The sequence below is a fragment of the Citreimonas salinaria genome, assembly GCF_900107235.1.
GTDB classification, from domain to species: Bacteria; Pseudomonadota; Alphaproteobacteria; order Rhodobacterales; family Rhodobacteraceae; genus Citreimonas; species Citreimonas salinaria.
This window is the reverse complement of the sequence record NZ_FNPF01000014.1, coordinates 21,259-36,134: the sequence shown is the minus strand read 5'-3', so window position 1 is coordinate 36,134 and position 14,876 is coordinate 21,259. Positions and strand designations below refer to the sequence as shown.

17 protein-coding genes are annotated in these 14,876 nt (G+C 69.3%); 2 read left to right on the top strand and 15 right to left on the bottom strand.

The window, feature by feature from the left end:
• Window positions 1-75 precede the first annotated feature (75 nt).
• The 12 genes from BLW27_RS15235 to BLW27_RS15180 all read right to left on the bottom strand — a co-directional run bounded on the left by BLW27_RS15235 (window position 76) and on the right by BLW27_RS15180 (window position 9,296).
• Entirely contained in the window at window positions 76-1,551 is a 1,476-nt protein-coding gene (locus BLW27_RS15235) for an NAD-dependent succinate-semialdehyde dehydrogenase (RefSeq protein ID WP_089884470.1), read from the bottom strand.
• Between the two features lie 122 nt (window positions 1,552-1,673).
• Window positions 1,674-2,147 carry an Lrp/AsnC family transcriptional regulator gene (locus BLW27_RS15230; RefSeq protein ID WP_089884602.1) on the bottom strand — a complete coding sequence of 158 codons (474 nt, stop codon included), beginning with the start codon at window positions 2,145-2,147 and terminating at the stop codon, window positions 1,674-1,676.
• Between the two features lie 134 nt (window positions 2,148-2,281).
• Window positions 2,282-4,492, bottom strand: a complete 2,211-nt coding sequence (katG, locus tag BLW27_RS15225) for a catalase/peroxidase HPI (RefSeq protein ID WP_089884468.1) — start codon at window positions 4,490-4,492, stop codon at window positions 2,282-2,284.
• A gap of 188 nt (window positions 4,493-4,680) precedes the next feature.
• Window positions 4,681-5,205: a flagellar basal body-associated FliL family protein gene (locus BLW27_RS15220; RefSeq protein WP_089884466.1), complete on the bottom strand. Its 525-nt coding sequence runs from the start codon at window positions 5,203-5,205 to the stop codon at window positions 4,681-4,683.
• A 10-nt stretch (window positions 5,206-5,215) separates the two neighbouring features.
• On the bottom strand, window positions 5,216-5,953 hold the full coding sequence (flgH, locus tag BLW27_RS15215; RefSeq protein ID WP_245710896.1) for a flagellar basal body L-ring protein FlgH: 738 nt from the start codon (window positions 5,951-5,953) through the stop codon (window positions 5,216-5,218).
• 8 nt (window positions 5,954-5,961) lie between these two features.
• Window positions 5,962-6,408 carry a flagellar basal body P-ring formation chaperone FlgA gene (gene flgA, locus BLW27_RS15210; RefSeq protein WP_089884462.1) on the bottom strand — a complete coding sequence of 149 codons (447 nt, stop codon included), beginning with the start codon at window positions 6,406-6,408 and terminating at the stop codon, window positions 5,962-5,964.
• The gene (gene flgG / locus BLW27_RS15205; RefSeq protein ID WP_089884460.1) at window positions 6,408-7,193 is read right to left on the bottom strand and encodes a flagellar basal-body rod protein FlgG; all 786 of its coding nucleotides are present in this window, start codon (window positions 7,191-7,193) and stop codon (window positions 6,408-6,410) included. Before flgG ends, flgA begins: the two co-directional genes overlap by 1 nt.
• A 12-nt stretch (window positions 7,194-7,205) precedes the next feature.
• On the bottom strand, window positions 7,206-7,919 hold the full coding sequence (locus BLW27_RS15200; protein ID WP_089884458.1) for a flagellar hook-basal body complex protein: 714 nt from the start codon (window positions 7,917-7,919) through the stop codon (window positions 7,206-7,208).
• Window position 7,920: 1 nt separating this feature from the next.
• A complete protein-coding gene (locus BLW27_RS15195; protein WP_089884456.1) occupies window positions 7,921-8,190 on the bottom strand; it encodes a flagellar biosynthetic protein FliQ in 270 nt (89 codons plus the stop codon).
• A gap of 3 nt (window positions 8,191-8,193) precedes the next feature.
• Window positions 8,194-8,487 carry a flagellar hook-basal body complex protein FliE gene (fliE, locus tag BLW27_RS15190; RefSeq protein WP_089884454.1) on the bottom strand — a complete coding sequence of 98 codons (294 nt, stop codon included), beginning with the start codon at window positions 8,485-8,487 and terminating at the stop codon, window positions 8,194-8,196.
• 30 nt (window positions 8,488-8,517) lie between these two features.
• Window positions 8,518-8,907, bottom strand: coding sequence for a flagellar basal body rod protein FlgC (flgC, locus tag BLW27_RS15185; protein ID WP_089884452.1), 390 nt, complete (start codon window positions 8,905-8,907; stop codon window positions 8,518-8,520).
• An 11-nt stretch (window positions 8,908-8,918) separates the two neighbouring features.
• On the bottom strand, window positions 8,919-9,296 hold the full coding sequence (locus tag BLW27_RS15180) for a FlgB family protein (RefSeq protein WP_177177932.1): 378 nt from the start codon (window positions 9,294-9,296) through the stop codon (window positions 8,919-8,921).
• Between the two features lie 102 nt (window positions 9,297-9,398).
• Between BLW27_RS15180 and BLW27_RS15175 the strand changes: the two genes are divergently transcribed.
• Entirely contained in the window at window positions 9,399-10,781 is a 1,383-nt protein-coding gene (locus tag BLW27_RS15175) for a FliI/YscN family ATPase (protein ID WP_089884448.1), read from the top strand.
• A gap of 70 nt (window positions 10,782-10,851) precedes the next feature.
• Complete coding sequence (locus BLW27_RS15170; protein ID WP_089884446.1) at window positions 10,852-12,237, top strand: phosphomannomutase; 1,386 nt, start codon at window positions 10,852-10,854, stop codon at window positions 12,235-12,237.
• Between the two features lie 10 nt (window positions 12,238-12,247).
• Here BLW27_RS15170 and kdsA read toward each other — a convergent pair whose 3' ends face one another.
• Genes kdsA through BLW27_RS15155 form a run of 3 tightly spaced genes read right to left on the bottom strand, consistent with a single transcriptional unit; the run spans window position 12,248 to window position 14,864 of the window.
• Window positions 12,248-13,087: a 3-deoxy-8-phosphooctulonate synthase gene (kdsA, locus tag BLW27_RS15165; protein WP_089884444.1), complete on the bottom strand. Its 840-nt coding sequence runs from the start codon at window positions 13,085-13,087 to the stop codon at window positions 12,248-12,250.
• Window positions 13,084-13,872 carry a 3-deoxy-manno-octulosonate cytidylyltransferase gene (locus BLW27_RS15160; protein WP_089884442.1) on the bottom strand — a complete coding sequence of 263 codons (789 nt, stop codon included), beginning with the start codon at window positions 13,870-13,872 and terminating at the stop codon, window positions 13,084-13,086. The genes kdsA and BLW27_RS15160 overlap by 4 nt, the downstream gene beginning before the upstream one ends.
• Window positions 13,869-14,864, bottom strand: a complete 996-nt coding sequence (locus tag BLW27_RS15155; RefSeq protein ID WP_089884440.1) for a KpsF/GutQ family sugar-phosphate isomerase — start codon at window positions 14,862-14,864, stop codon at window positions 13,869-13,871. Before BLW27_RS15155 ends, BLW27_RS15160 begins: the two co-directional genes overlap by 4 nt.
• Between the last annotated feature and the right edge of the window lie 12 nt (window positions 14,865-14,876).

Here is a 14,876-nt window from a genome sequence, read left to right as displayed (position 1 = left end):
TTTCGTGCGTGCGGAGGGCCCGGCCGGCTGTGCAGGTCGCCGGGCCGCGTGTCGATGTGTGCGTCAGGCCCGGTTTCAGGCCCAGTCGCGGCAGACGTACTTGATGTCGGTGAATTCCTCGAGTCCCTGCCGCGCCCCTTCGCGGCCCAGCCCCGACTGCTTCATGCCGCCGAAGGGGATCGGCGCGCCGGTGACCTTGGTGCGGTTCACCGCGACCATGCCGAATTGCAGCGCGCGGGTCATGCGGTAGATCCGGCGTGGGTCCATCGTGTGCACGTAGGCGACGAGGCCGTATTCGGTGGCGTTGGCGCGGCTCGTCACCTCGTCCTCGGTGTCGAACGGCACGATGGGCGCGACGGGGCCGAAGGTTTCCTCGTGCAGGATGGCGGCGTCGTCGGGCACGTCGGCGATGACCGTGGGCGCGTAGAACAGCGGGCCGAGGTCGAGGCGGTCGCCCCCCGTGAGCAGCTTGGCGCCCTTCTTCAGCGCGTCGGTGACGTGGGCTTCCTGCTTTTGCACGGCCTTCTCGTTCATCAGCGGGCCGAGGTCGCAATCGTCGAGGCCGGCGCCGATGGTCAGTGCCTTCGTGGCTTCCGTGAATTTCTCGCAGAAGGCGTCGTAGATGGCGCGCTCGACGTAGATGCGGTTGGCGCCCAGGCAATCCTGCCCGGTGGTGGCGAACTTGGCCTTGATCGTCTCCTCGACCGCCTGATCGAGGTCGCTGTCGGCGAAGACGATGACTGGCGCGTGGCCGCCAAGCTCCATCACCAGCCGCTTGATCGTGCCGGCGCACTGGCCGTAGAGCAGCCGGCCGATCTCGGTCGAGCCGGTGAAGGACAGCGCGCGCACGCGGTGGTCCTGGGTCCAGGGCTCGACGATCTCGGGGGCATTGCCCGTCACCACGTTGAACACGCCCGCGGGCATGCCGGCGCGCTCGGCCAGTTCGGCCAGCGCGGTGGCCGAGAAGGGCGTTTCCGACGACGGGTGCGCGACCACGGTGCAGCCGGCGGCGAGTGCTGCGGCGGCCTTTCGGGTCAGCATGGCGGCGGGGAAGTTCCACGGCGTGATGAGCGCGGCCACGCCCAGGGGTTCGCGCCACAGCTCGACCTCGGCGTCGGGCAGGTGGGAGGTCACGCCCTCGATGTTCGGACGACGGGTTTCCTCGGAGTAGAATTCTACGAACGAGGCGGCGTAGTCGATCTCGCCGCGCGCCTCGGACAGGGGCTTGCCCTGTTCCGAGACCATGATGCGCGCGAGGTCTTCGCGGTGCTCGATCATCAGGTCGTGCCAGCGGCGCAGGATGGCGGCGCGGTCCTGCGGCAGGGTCTGCGACCACGTGGCGAAGGCGGTGTGCGCGGCGTCGACCGCGCGGCGGGAATCGTCGGCGGTGAGACGCGCGATGTCGCCGATGCTGTCGCCGGTGGCGGGATCGGTGACGGGGATCGTGTCGTTCCCCTCGCCGGCGGTCCACTTGCCGCCGATATAGGAAAACGGCCGCACCAGGCGCTTGTCCTGAATCGTGCGGTCGGCCGAAAGAACGCTGTCCTTCATCGTCGAATCTCCTGTCTGGCTGGGGACAGGATGGCGCAGGCGGGCAGGCGATCGGGTCTTTTATCGGCGCGCGATTCAGGCGGTTCGGACCATGTGGGCGCGGTCGCGGAGAGGAATCGTCTTCAGCCGCGCAGCAGGGCGAAGGGCGGGCTTGAGGGCGGCTTGACCGCCTTGGTGACGATGTAGGTGTAGTAGCGCGCGAGCCCGATGCGGGCGTCCAGCATGTCGTCGACCAGCCGCTGGTAGGCGTCGATGTCGCGGGTCACGATCTGCAGGAAGTAGTCGAAGCCGCCGCCCAATGCCCAGCAGGCCGTGACCTCGTCGTAGGTGCGCACGGCGGCCTCGAAGGCGCGGAACGTCTCGGACGTGTGGTCGCGCAGCTCGGCGGCGACGAAGACGGTCACGTGGGGTCCGAGTTTCCGCAGGTCGACATCGGCGTGGTAGCCGCGCACCAGCCCGAGGGATTCGAGCCGCTTGAGCCGGTTCCAGCAGGGCGTGGGCGACAGGCCGACGCGTTCGGCAAGGGCTGCCTTCGAGATGCGCCCCTCGGCCGAGAGGGTGGCGAGGATCGCCACGTCGCGGTCGTCGAGCGGGATCACGTTGCGGTTCCAAGGGCGGTGCGCGGGGTCATGGGCGGAAGGAAGCAGAGCGCGGCGGGTTTGTCACGCTTTGGAAATGCAAAGCGGCGCCCGGATCCCTCCGGGCGCCGCCTGTGGTGTCTTGGACGGTCTTACGCCTGCAGGTCGAAGCGGTCGGCGTTCATCACCTTGGTCCAGGCGGCGACGAAGTCCTGCACGAACTTCTCGCGGTGGTCGTCCTGGGCGTAGGCTTCGGACAGGGCGCGCAGCTGCGAGTTCGAGCCGAACACCAGGTCGACGCGCGATGCGGTCCACTTGGGCTCGCCGGTCACGCGGTCCTTGCCCTGGAACACCTGGGCGCTGTCGTCGGTCGCTTCCCACACGGTGCCCATGTCGAGCAGACGCACGAAGAAGTCGTTCGTCAGCTGGCCGGCGCGGTCGGTGAAGATGCCGTGCTGCGTGATGCCGTAATTGGCCCCCAGCGCGCGCATGCCGCCCACCAGAACCGTCATCTCGGGCGCGCTCAGCGTCAGCAGTTGCGCGCGGTCGAGCAGCAGCTGCTCGGCCGGGACGGTGAACTCGGTCCGCAGGTAGTTGCGGAAGCCGTCGGCGGCCGGCTCCAGCGGTTCGAAGCTTTCGGCGTCGGTCCATTCCTGGCTGGCATCGGTGCGGCCCGGGGTGAACGGCACCGTCACGTCATGGCCGGCGGCCTTCGCCGCCTTCTCGACCGCGGCGACGCCGCCCAGCACGATCAGGTCGGCCAGCGAGATCTTCTTGCCGCCCTGCGCCTTGCCGTCGAAATCGGCCTTGATGCCTTCCAGCACCTCGAGCACGCGGGAAAGCTGGCCGGGCTGGTTCACTTCCCAGTCCTTCATCGGCGCCAGCCGGATGCGCGCGCCGTTGGCGCCGCCGCGCTTGTCCGAATCGCGGTAGCTCGCGGCCGAGGACCAGGCGGTGTAGACCAGTTCCGCGACCGAAAGCCCGCTGTCCAGCAGCTGCGTCTTCAGCGCCGCGACGTCCGAATCGTCCACGAGCGGGTGGTCGACCGCCGGCAGCGGGTCCTGCCAGATCAGGTCCTCGTCGGGCACTTCCTCGCCCAGGTAGCGGACCTTGGGGCCCATGTCGCGGTGGGTCAGCTTGAACCACGCGCGGGCGAAGGCATCGGCCAGCTCGGCGGGGTTCTCGTGGAACCGGCGCGAGATCTTCTCGTAGGCCGGGTCGACGCGCATCGCGATGTCGGTGGTGGCCATCATCGTCTTGACCTTGCCCGAGCCATCGACGTGCGGGGCCATGTCCTCTTCGCGGACGTCGCGCGGCTCCCACTGCCAGGCGCCTGCGGGGGATTTCACCAGGTCCCACTCGTAGCCGAACAGCATGTCGAAATAGCCGTTGTCCCACTTGATCGGGTTCGGCGTCCAGGCGCCTTCCAGCCCCGAGGTGATGGTGTGCACGCCGAAGCCGCTTTCGTGCTTCGAGGTCCAGCCCAGGCCCTGCTCGGCGATGTCCGCGCCCTCGGGCTCGGAGCCGACCAGCGAGGCGTCGCCCGCGCCGTGGCACTTGCCGAAGGTGTGGCCGCCGGCGATCAGCGCGACGGTCTCGTAGTCGTTCATCGCCATCCGGCCGAAGGTCTCGCGGATGTCGTGCGCCGCGGCCTCGGGATCGGGCTTGCCGTCGGGGCCTTCGGGGTTGACGTAGATCAGGCCCATCTGCACGGCCGCCAGCGGGTTCTCGAGCGCGCGGCCCTCGGAGTAGCGGCTGCCTTCCTTGTCGGACGTGGCCAGCCATTCCTGCTCGGATCCCCAGTAGACGTCTTCCTCGGGTTCCCAGATGTCCTTGCGCCCGCCGCCGTAGCCGAAGGTCTTGAAGCCCATCGATTCCAGCGCGACGTTGCCGGTCAGGATGAACAGGTCGGCCCACGAGATCGCGCTGCCGTATTTCTGCTTGATCGGCCACAGCAGGCGGCGTGCCTTGTCGAGGTTGGCGTTGTCCGGCCACGAGTTCAGCGGCGCGAAGCGCTGCGCGCCCGAGGACGAGCCGCCGCGACCGTCACCGCTGCGGTAGGTGCCGGCGGCGTGCCACGCCATGCGGATGAAGAACGGGCCGTAATGCCCGTAATCGGCCGGCCACCATTCCTTGCTGTCGGTCATCAGCGCGGTCAGATCCGCCTTCAGCGCCTTGAGGTCGAGACCCTTGAACGCGCGGGCATAGTCGAACTCGCCGCGCATCGGGTCGCCCAGCGGGCTGTGCTGGTGCAGGATCTTGAGGTTGAGCTGGTTCGGCCACCATTCCTTGTTGGTGCGCAGTCCGAAGGTGGTGTGCACGGGGCTGCCGTGCATGACCGGGCATTTGCTTTCGCCGTCCATGTCGCGTTTCTTCCTTCTCTGTCACGGGTCGCGCCGAGCGCGGTAAAGAGCATCGGCCGCGTCCCTTCGCAGGGGGCGGCCGACGCTTCTAGAATCGTTATAAACTGAAGCCCGGGGCATGTCATCGGCCAAAGCCGAAAAATGACGACGGCGCCGGCGCACGCCTGCGTGAGTCGGCCAGGGCGCGGTCAGCTGTCCTGGCGCGCCAGTTCGGTGATCAGGACGTCGCTGACCTGGCCGCCCATCACCGGGCGGGCGGCCTCGAGAAGGGCGGTGCGCAGCGCACTGAGGCGCGTGGCGGCCGTGAAGTTGCCGTCGAAGCCGCCGATGCTGGCGTGGTCCAGCATGACCCGCAGGAAGGCGTCGCGCAGCTTCGGCTCGCGGGCGAAGACCGCCTGGGAGCCGCCGGTCCCCACCTCGACCGAGAGCGAGGCGACGACCAGCGACGACACCTTGTCGTTCGAGATCACGGGGATGACGAACTGGTTGCTCATCTTGACGTATTCGCGTCCCTCGGGCGGCAGGTCGTGCGAGTCGGGCGCGCCCGCAATCTGCGGCACGCAATCGGCCGCGGGTCCGGCGCCGGCGGCGTGATCGGTCCCGGCCGGCGCGTCGGCTGCCGGCGCGGCCCGCGAGGGGGCGAAGGCCAGGCCTGCGCCCACGCCCGCGCCGACGCCCGCGATCAGCAGGATGAGGGGAAGGAGCTTGATCATGGTGCGTGCCTCAGAAGGGGAGGATCGCGTCCAGCACCTGCTGGCCGATCCGGGGTTGCTGCACGTCGCTGATCTGGCCGCGGCCGCCATACGAGATGCGGGCGTTGGCGATCTTGTCGTAGGTGATCTCGTTGCGGCGCGAGATGTCCTCGGGGCGGACGTAGCCCGACACCAGCAATTCGCGCAGCTCGTAGTTCACGCGGACCTCCTGCGCGCCCTGCAGCGCCAGCACACCGTTGGGCAGAACGTCGGTGATCGTGGCCGCGATGCGCAGGGTCAGTTCCTCGCTGCGGCGGACCGAACCGTCCCCGCGCGAGCGGCTGTCGCTCGTGATGCCGACCGCGGTGTCGAGGCTGGCGCCGTCCGTAATGTTCTCGTTGATGCGCTCGGGGATGCCGAACAGGTCGGCGATGCCGAGCGCCTCGGATCCCGTGCGCGAGCGTTCGCTGCGGTTGTTGATCTCGGCCTCTTCGTCGATGTCGATGACGACGGTCAGGATGTCGCCGCGCTTCATCGCGCGCCGGTCGCCCAGCAGCGAGCGCTGGCCGGCCGACCAGAGCGATGCGGCCTCGGTTCGGCGCTGGGGTCCGATCGCGTCGGGCACGCCGCCGGCAATCATCGCCACGCGTTCGGGGCTGGCGATCGGCGGGCTGAATTCGGGCGCCCGGCCGATATGGTCGACGCGGGCGCAGCCCGAAAGGCTGGCGATGCCGGACAGAAGCAGCAGGCAGGCGACGAAGCGCAGCATGGCGACCCTCATTGCGATACGATGACGGAACCGTCCGGCGCGACGGTGCCGAACAGCGTGGTGCGCGAGGACAGGTTCATCACGCGGATGCGTTCGCCCACGCCGCCGCGCGCCAGCGCACGGCCCTCGGTGGTGATGACGAGGCCGCCCTTGTCGAAGATCAGCTCGACCACCTGGTTGCGGTCGACCAGCGCCGGCCGGCCCAGCGTGCCGCGCATGACCGCGCGGCCGGGATAGATGGCGACGCGCGCCTCCTGGCCGATCACGTCGTCGATCTTGTCGTGCGCCCCGGCGATGGTCGCCGGGTCCAGCTTCACGTCGCCCTGGGTCAGCACCTGCTGCGGGCGGATCGTGCGCAACGCCACGACGCTCTCGGCCATCGCGGCCGCCGGCGCCAGCAACGCCGCGGCGAGAAGCGCGACCGAAACCGCCGATGATCGGACAGGCCGGGTCATCAGCGCACCTGCGCCGTGGCGCCCATCATCTGGTCGGCGGCCGAGATGACCTTGGAATTCAGCTCGTAGCCGCGCTGGGCCGAGATCAGGTCGGTGATCTGCTTGACCGCGTCGACCGAGCTTTGTTCCAGGAAGCCCTGCCGCAGGGTGCCCAGCCCGTCCTCGCCGGCGGTAGACTGGATCGCCGGCCCCGAGGCCTCGGTCTCGGAAAACAGGTTCGAGCCCATCGCCTCGAGCCCCTTGGGGTTGGTGAAGCCGGCCATGGTGAACTGGCCCAGAAGCTGCGCCTCGATCGCGTCGTTGAAATAGGCGTAGACCTCGCCGTTGGGATTGATCGAGATGCTGCGCGCGTCCTCGGGAATGACGATCTCGGGGGCGAGCGGGTGGCCGTCGGAGGTGACGATGACACCCTCGGCGTTGCGCTTCAGCCCGCCGTCGCGGGTATAGGCGGGCGTGCCGTCAGGCATCATCACCTCGAGGTAGCCGCCGCCCTCGATCGCCACGTCGAGGTCGCCGCCGGTCGCGGCCAGCGCGCCCTGCGCCAGCTCGACCGAAACGGCCGAGGGGCGAACGCCAAGGCCCAGCTGGACGCCGGTCGGCATCACCGTGCCATCGCTGGCGTTGATGGTGCCCGCGCGCGTGACCTGCTGGTAGTGCAGGTCGGCGAACTCGGCCCGGCGGGCGTTGTAGCCGGTGGTCGACATGTTCGACAGGTTGTTCGAGATGACCTCGACCCGCATCTGCTGGGCGGCCATGCCGGTGGCGGCGATCTGGAGGGCTTTCATGCCGTGTCCCCTTTATTTCACGAATGCTTTGAGCGCGGCGCGGACGCGGTCGTCCTCGCGCTGCAGGAAATTCTGGCCCATCTCGTAGCTGCGCTGGACCTCGATCATGCGGCTGATCTGCTCGATCGGGTTCACGTTCGAGCCTTCGACGAAGCCCTGCCGGATGCGCGGTTCGTCGACCGGCTCGAAGCCGGCATCGGCGCGGAACATCGCCGCGCCCTCGCGGCTCATCGCCGTGGGGTCGAGGGGACGGACCAGGCCGATCTGTCCGATGGGGCGGCCTTCGCTGCTGATCGTGCCGTCGCGCGCCACGGCCATGTCGGTGGTGCCGCGGGGGACGAATATGGGCGCGCCGCCGGCGTCCAGCACCGGGTGACCATCGGGCGTGACCAGCGTGCCCTCGGCGCTGGGCGTGAAGGCGCCGGCGCGGGTCAGGCGTTCGCCCTGCGGGGTCTCGACCAGGAAGAAGCCGTCGCCCTCGATGGCGAAGTCGAACTGGCTGCCGGTCGATTGCATGCCGCCGGGCGCGAACGACGTCTCGCGCACCCGCGCGGCCGCCATCGAGATCGACGTGTCGCCGTCGCCGCGCTGGATGAACTCTGAGAAGATCATCCCCTGCTGGCGATATCCGGTCGTGTTGGCGTTGGCGATGTTGTTGGCGATGATCTGCATCTCGCGCATCAGGCCCGACTGGCGGGTGAGCGTGGTGTAGCCTGCACTGTCCATGTCAGCCTCCGACGATGATCGGGATGATGTGGTTCTGGAAGAAATCCACCAAGGTTTCGGTCATGAAGCTCATCGAGAGCCAGTAGACGCCGACGATCGCCAGCAGCTTCGGCACGAAGGTCAGCGTCATTTCCTGGATCGAGGTGAGCGCCTGCACGAGGCCGACGCCCACGCCGGCGAGCAGCGCGGCGCTCAGGATGGGCAGCGCGGTCACGGTGGCGATCCACAGCCCGGTGCGCAGCGTGTCGAAGAAGACGACCTCGGTCAGCATGGTCTAGACCGGCATCCGCAGGATTTCCTGGTAGGCCTCGACCACCTTGTTGCGCACGGCGACCACGGTCTCGACGGCCAGTTCCGACTGTGCCAGCGCCTCGACCAGGGCGTGCGGGTCGGCGCCGCCGGTCATCGCCGCGCGGGCGGTATCCTCGCCCTTCTGGACGGTGTCGACGAAGTTCTTCGCCGTCTGCTCGAAACTCTGCGCGATGGGATTCGCGCCGGATTGGCCGGGTTCCATGGCGGGGCGGGAGGCCGCGTATTTCTGCGCGGCGAAAAGCGAACGGACGTCCATTCTGGGCTCCTTTGTCTATGGCGTGGGGGGTCAGCGACGCAGCAGCTCCATCAGGCTGCTGGACATCTGGCGGGTCTGTTCGAACATCTTGAGATTGGCCTCGTAGCTGCGCTGGGCCTCGCGGGCGTCGGCGATCTCGATGATCATGTCGACGTTCGAGCCTTCGTAGTGACCGGTGGCGTCGGCCATCGGGTGGGCCGGGTCGTGGATCCGGTTGAGCGCCACGTCCGACAGCCGGACGCGGCCGGCCTCGACCCCGGTCACGTCGGAGCGGGTCTGCGTAAGCTCGAACGGCACGGTCTTGCGGCGATAGCCGGGCGTGTCGACGTTGGCGATGTTCTCGGAGACGATGCGCAGGCGCGTGGCCTGGGCCTTCAGCGCGCTGGCGGTCACGCCCAGGGCATCAGAAAAGGCGCTCATGACGGTATCCTTCAGGTGCGGGAAACGGCGGTGCGCAGCAGCGTCATCGCGTTGCGGTAGATCGCCATGGCGCGGTCGTTCTGGCGCTTGGCCTCGACTGCCTCGATCATCTCGAGTTCGAGTGACACGGTGTTGCCGTTGGGGTCCTGCGCCTCCCGCCGGGTTTCGGCGACGACAAGGCTGCCGCGGCTGCCGTTCATGTGAGCCTCGCGCGTGGCGCGCTGGTCCATCAGGCGGTTCTGCACCGTCGTTGCGAAATCCGGCAGGTCGCGCGCCCGGTAACCGGGCGTATCGGCATTGGCGATATTCTGCGCCGACAGCGCCTGCTTGTGACCGGCGTGACGGGCCATCGACATGGCGGTGCTGAAAACGTCCAGGTTGCTGAACATCGGGGCTTCTCCCTCGATTGGCTTCAATCAAGGCTTAACCGTGATTCCTTTAGAAACGGTTTTCAGAAGCTGAACGGAGCGGACGATGGGCGGGGATCGGGGATGAGCAAGGATCAGGTGCGGGCGCTGCGCGCGCGGATCGCGCAGATACAGCCGGTGCGGGCGGTCGGGCGCGTGCATTCCGTCGACGGCACCGCCATCTGGGTGCGCGGCCTGTGCGATTCGGCCTGCCTGGGCGACAGGCTGCGGCTGATGCGGCACGGCGGCGCCGAGCTTTCCGGCGAAGTGCTGCGAATCCGTGACGACCTGGTGGCGATGCTGCCCGACGATCCGCCAGAGGGTGTCGCCCGCGGCGACCGCGTGGCCGTTCTGGGCGCGCCGACGCTGGCGCCCGACGATTCGTGGATCGGTCGGGTAATCGATCCCTACGGCCGCCCGATCGACGGGAGGCCGCTGAACCCGGGGGCCGAGCGACGGCCGTTCCGCGCCAGCCCACCGCCCGCCGCCGCGCGCCGGCCGCTGGGCACGCGGATCGGGACGGGCCTTGCGGTCTTCGACACGCTGCTGCCCGTCGTGCGCGGCCAGCGCATCGGCCTCTTCGCGGGCTCGGGCGTGGGCAAGTCTCATCTGCTGTCGCAACTGGCGCGCGGCATGCAGGCTGACGTGGTGGTGCTGGCGCTTGTCGGCGAACGCGGGCGCGAAGTGCAGGAATTCGTGCATTCGATCCTGGGGCCCGAAGGGATGGCGCGCACCGTCGTCGTCGCCGCCACGTCGGATCGCTCGCCGCTGGAACGCCGCCGCTGCCCGCTGGCGGCGATGACCGTGGCCGAGCATTTCCGCGACCAGGGCAAGCACGTGCTCTACCTTGCCGATTCGGTTACCCGCTTCGCCGAGGCGCACCGCGAGGTCGCCGTGGCCGGCGGCGAGCTTCCCGCCTTACGCGGGCACCCGCCCTCGGTCGCCAACCAGATCATGCGGCTGGCCGAACGCGCCGGTCCGGGCACGGTCGAGCAGGGCGACATCACTGCGGTGTTCAGCGTACTGGTCGCGGGATCGGACATGGACGAGCCGATCGCCGACATCCTGCGCGGCGTGCTCGACGGGCACGTGGTGCTGGACCGCCAGATCGCCGAGCGCGGGCGGTTCCCGGCGATCGACCTGCTGCGGTCGGTCTCGCGCAGCCTGCCCGGTGCCGCGACGCCGCCGCAGAACGAGACAATCGCGCAGGTCCGCCAGCTGCTGGGCGCCCACGCGCGCTCGGAAACGATGGTCCGCGCCGGGCTGTATCGCGACGGCGAGGACCCGGTGCTGGATCACGCGATCCGCGCGTGGTCCGAGCTGGATGCCTTCATGGCGCAGCCCGCCCCGAACGGGCCGGACATGGCGTTCCAGAACCTGCAGCTTCTGCTGCGGCGGACGGCGATGCCGGCCTCGGGGGCCGCGCGCGCGGCGGCCGCGGCGGCGGCACCGGTACGGCGGGCCTGATCGCAAACCGGCTGTGCCTCGGTTCCGACCTGCGGTAGGCATGGGCGGGACCGGAACAGGGACGGATGCGATGGCGGCGAAATTCGGAACCAGCGGGCTGCGCGGCTTGGTCACGGAACTGTCCGACGACGTGGTGGCCGACTACGTCTCGGCCTTCGCGCGGGCCTGCCCGACGGGGGCGGGGGTCTACGTTGGGCGCGACCTGCGCGACAGCTCTCCGGCCATCGCCGCGCAGGTGCGGCGGACGCTGGCCGGAGCCGGGCTGTCGGCCACCGATTGCGGCGTGCTGCCGACGCCGGCCCTGGCGCTGGCGGCGACGCGATCCGGCGCGGCGGCGATCATGGTGACCGGCAGCCACATCCCGGCGGACCGCAACGGGCTGAAGTTCTACACGCCCCACGGCGAGATCACGAAGGCGAACGAGACCGCCATTCTTGGCGCCCTGGGAGCGGCATTTCCCGATGGCGAGGATCCGGGTGCGGGCGAAGCGTCGGCGGAGCAGGCCTATGGGGCCCGGTATGTCGATGCGTTCGGCGAGGCGCTGGCCGGGCTGCGCGTGGGCATCTACCAGCACAGCTCGGTCGCGCGCGACCTGATGGTGACGGTGGTCGAGGCGTTGGGCGGCGAAGCGATCACGCTGGCGCGGTCCGACAGCTTCGTGCCGGTCGATACCGAGGCCGTCGACGCCGACACCCGCGCCATGCTGGCCCAATGGTGCGCCGAGAACCGGCTGGACACGGTGATCTCGACCGACGGGGACGCGGACAGGCCGATGGTCACCGATCAAACGGGGCGCATCGTGCCGGGCGACGTGCTGGGGCCGCTGACGGCGCGGGCGCTGGGCGCGCGGATCGTCTGCACGCCGGTCTCGTCGAACACGCTGGTCGATGCGGTCCCCGGGTTCGACCGGATCTGTCGCACGCGCATCGGCTCGCCCTTCGTGATCGAGGCTATGGAGGCCGTGCTCGACTCCGATCCCGCCGCGCGGGTGGTCGGCTACGAGGCCAATGGCGGCTTTCTTCTGGGGTTCGAGGCGGACGGCCCCGCCGGGCGGCTTGACCCGCTGCCGACACGGGATTGCCTGCTGCCGATCCTGGCGACGCTGTCGCAGGCGAAAGACGCGGGCGGCCTTGCCGCGCTGGTGGCGGCGCTGCCGAAACGCTTCACCGCCGCCGACCGGATCGCCGGGATCCCGTCGGAGCGTTCGCAGAGCTTCATCGCCGGCCTGACCGACGATCGCGCCCGGCGCGACGCATTCTTCACCGATCCGGGTAGCGAGGCGTGGGTCGACATGACCGACGGTTTGCGCGTCACCTTCGCGAACGGCGAGATCGTGCATCTGCGCCCCTCGGGCAACGCGCCGGAATTCCGCTGCTACGCCGAGGCGGACGATCCGCAGCGGGCCGAGGTCCTGGTGGCATCCTACCTGGAAAAGCTGCGCACCGAACTGGCTTAGCTCGCCAGCTTCAGCGCGCCTTCGTCAACGCGTCGATCGCGCGCAACCCGTCGAGCAGGGCGCGCAGGCGGTCGATCTGCACCATGTTGGGCCCGTCCGAGGGCGCGGTGTCTGGATCCTCGTGCGTCTCGATGAAGACCGCGGCGCAACCCACCGCGACGGCCGCGCGGGCCAGCGGCTCGACGAACTGGCGCTGCCCGCCCGAGGACGTGCCCTGTCCGCCCGGCAGCTGCACCGAGTGGGTGGCGTCGAACACCACCGGATAGCCGGTCTGGCCCATGATCGGCAGCGCGCGCATGTCGCTGACCAACATGTTGTAGCCGAAACTGGTCCCGCGTTCGCACAGCATGATGGTGTCGTTGCCGGTGCTGGCGATCTTGGCGGCGACGTTCTCCATGTCCCAAGGCGCGAGGAACTGGCCTTTCTTGACGTTTATCGCGCGGCCGGTTTTGCCCGCGGCCAGCAGCAGGTCGGTCTGCCGCGACAGGAATGCTGGGATCTGCAGCACGTCGACGGCCTGCGCCACCGGCGCGCATTGGTGAGCGTCGTGTATGTCGGTCAGCACGGGCACGCCGAACTCGGCGCGGATTTTCGACAGGATGCTCAGCCCCTCGTCCATGCCGAGACCGCGCTTGCCCTTGAGGGACGAGCGGTTCGCCTTGTCGTAGCTGGCCTTGAAGATCCACGGCATGCCGTCGGCGGCTTTGGCGATGCGGTCGGCCAGCATGCGTGCGTGGTCGAGGCTTTCCAGCTGGCAGGGGCCCGCGATCAGCGCCAGGGGCGCGTCGTTGGCGATGTGGACCTTGCCCGGCAGATCGGCGCCGAGGGTGACGGCTTTGGCGGCGTTCATGCGATGCGTTCCTTCTTCAGGACGGCCTCGATCCGGTCCACGTCCACGGGGTTGTTGAGTTCCCAGAACACGCGGCCGCGGGCGTCGACGGGGACGCAAGTGACGGCGGCGCCGTTCTCGACGAAGCGCAGCTGTTCCAGCCCCTCGGCGCGTTCCAGCGGGCCCTCGTCCCAGCCGGCATAGCGGCGCAGCGCGTCGGGGCGGTATGCGTAGACGCCCACGTGGTGCCAGACCTCGGGCGGGTTCGACAGGTCGCCGACATGGGGCAGCACTTCCTTCGAGAAGTAGATCGCGCTGCCGTCGGTCTTCATGACGGCGGTGGTGCCGCCGACGCGGCCCTCGCGGCGGTCGGTCACGAGATTCTCCAGCGTCTGCGGGTCGCAACGCAGCACCGGCGTGGCCATCTGCACGTGCCAGTCGGCCATGCGCTCGATCAGCGCCTCGACGAACCACGACGGCGTCAGCGGCGCGTCGCCCTGCAGGTTGACCACCACGTCCGGTTCCACGTCGAGCTGCGCCAGCGCCTCGGCGCAGCGTTCGGTGCCGTTGCGCGCGGCCTCGGATGTCATCAGCACGTCGGCGCCGAAGCCGCGCGCGGCGTCGGCAATCCGGCCGTCGTCGGTCAGCACGTAGACCGAGGTCACGCCGGAAACGGCGCAGGCAGCTTCCCAGCTTCGCTGGATCAGCGGCTTGGCGGCGCCGTCGGCGCCTGTCAGCGGCACCAGCGGCTTGCCCGGATAGCGGGTGGACGCGTAGCGCGCGGGAATGAAGATCGAGACGTTCATGCGACACCTGCCCTCAGCGCGTCGTGGATGTGCAGCAGGCCGACCAGGCGGTCGCCGTCGTCGACCACCGGCAGCACGGTGCGCTTGTTCATGTTCATGATGCCCAGCGCCTCGGTCAGCAGGGTGTCGGGCCGCGTGGTCATCGGCGCGCGCGTGGCCACTTCGCCGGCGCGGCGGTCCATCAGACCGGCCATATTGCGGCGCAGGTCGCCGTCGGTGATGATCCCGGTCAGCCGCTCGCCTTCCACCAGCGCTGCGACGCCGAAGCCCTTGCTGCTCATCGTCAGCAGCACGTCGGACATCGGCGTGTGGTCGGTCACGAGCGGCAGAGCCTCGCCGGTATGCATCACCGCCGAGACGCGCAGCAGCTGCGCGCCGAGCGTTCCCCCGGGGTGGAACGCGGCAAAGCTTTCGCGGTCGAAGCCCCGGTGCTGCATCAGCGCCACGGCCAGCGCGTCGCCCAAGGCCATAGCCATCGTGGTCGAGGTGGTCGGCGCCATGCCGATGGCGCAGGCCTCGGGCGCGTCGGGCAGCAGAAGGACGTGATCCGCCGCCTTGGCAAGCGTCGAGCCGGCGCGCTTGGTCATCGCGACCAGCGGAATGGCAAAGCGCGCGCAATGGGCGATCATGTCGGCCAGCTCGCGGGTCTCGCCGGAATTCGAGATCAGGATCACCGCGTCGGCGCGGGTGATCATGCCCAGATCACCGTGGCTCGCCTCGCCGGGATGGACGGTCTGGGCGGGCGTGCCGGTCGAGGCCAGGGTGGCGGCGATCTTGCCGGCGACATGGCCGGACTTGCCCATGCCGGACACGATGACCCGGCCCGAGACCTCGAGCAGCCGGGCGGTGACGCTGTCGAAATCGTCCGGCAGCGCGTCGGACAGCGTGGCAAGTGCGGTGCTTTCCGTCATCAGGACGCGGCGCGCGACTGCGGTCGGCGTCTCTGCGGCCGGCACATGGGGGGGCGGGGCGGGGGCGTGTTCGCTGGGCATGATGCGCCCCGT

Bases quoted from the DNA above. Each gene is read 5' to 3' on its own strand.
- BLW27_RS15175 (WP_089884448.1), top strand. From the start codon at position 9,399: ATGAGCAAGGATCAGGTGCGGGCGCTGCGCGCGCGGATCGCGCAGATA.
- BLW27_RS15200 (WP_089884458.1), bottom strand. From the start codon at position 7,919: ATGGACAGTGCAGGCTACACCACGCTCACCCGCCAGTCGGGCCTGATG.
- flgC (WP_089884452.1), bottom strand. From the start codon at position 8,907: ATGAGCGCCTTTTCTGATGCCCTGGGCGTGACCGCCAGCGCGCTGAAG.
- BLW27_RS15160 (WP_089884442.1), bottom strand. From the start codon at position 13,872: ATGAACGTCTCGATCTTCATTCCCGCGCGCTACGCGTCCACCCGCTAT.
- BLW27_RS15180 (WP_177177932.1), bottom strand. From the start codon at position 9,296: ATGTTCAGCAACCTGGACGTTTTCAGCACCGCCATGTCGATGGCCCGT.
- flgA (WP_089884462.1), bottom strand. From the start codon at position 6,408: ATGACCCGGCCTGTCCGATCATCGGCGGTTTCGGTCGCGCTTCTCGCC.
- fliE (WP_089884454.1), bottom strand. From the start codon at position 8,487: ATGGACGTCCGTTCGCTTTTCGCCGCGCAGAAATACGCGGCCTCCCGC.
- katG (WP_089884468.1), bottom strand. From the start codon at position 4,492: ATGGACGGCGAAAGCAAATGCCCGGTCATGCACGGCAGCCCCGTGCAC.
- BLW27_RS15195 (WP_089884456.1), bottom strand. From the start codon at position 8,190: ATGCTGACCGAGGTCGTCTTCTTCGACACGCTGCGCACCGGGCTGTGG.
- BLW27_RS15220 (WP_089884466.1), bottom strand. From the start codon at position 5,205: ATGATCAAGCTCCTTCCCCTCATCCTGCTGATCGCGGGCGTCGGCGCG.
- flgH (WP_245710896.1), bottom strand. From the start codon at position 5,953: ATGCTGCGCTTCGTCGCCTGCCTGCTGCTTCTGTCCGGCATCGCCAGC.
- kdsA (WP_089884444.1), bottom strand. From the start codon at position 13,087: ATGAACGCCGCCAAAGCCGTCACCCTCGGCGCCGATCTGCCGGGCAAG.
- BLW27_RS15170 (WP_089884446.1), top strand. From the start codon at position 10,852: ATGGCGGCGAAATTCGGAACCAGCGGGCTGCGCGGCTTGGTCACGGAA.
- flgG (WP_089884460.1), bottom strand. From the start codon at position 7,193: ATGAAAGCCCTCCAGATCGCCGCCACCGGCATGGCCGCCCAGCAGATG.
- BLW27_RS15155 (WP_089884440.1), bottom strand. From the start codon at position 14,864: ATGCCCAGCGAACACGCCCCCGCCCCGCCCCCCCATGTGCCGGCCGCA.
- BLW27_RS15235 (WP_089884470.1), bottom strand. From the start codon at position 1,551: ATGAAGGACAGCGTTCTTTCGGCCGACCGCACGATTCAGGACAAGCGC.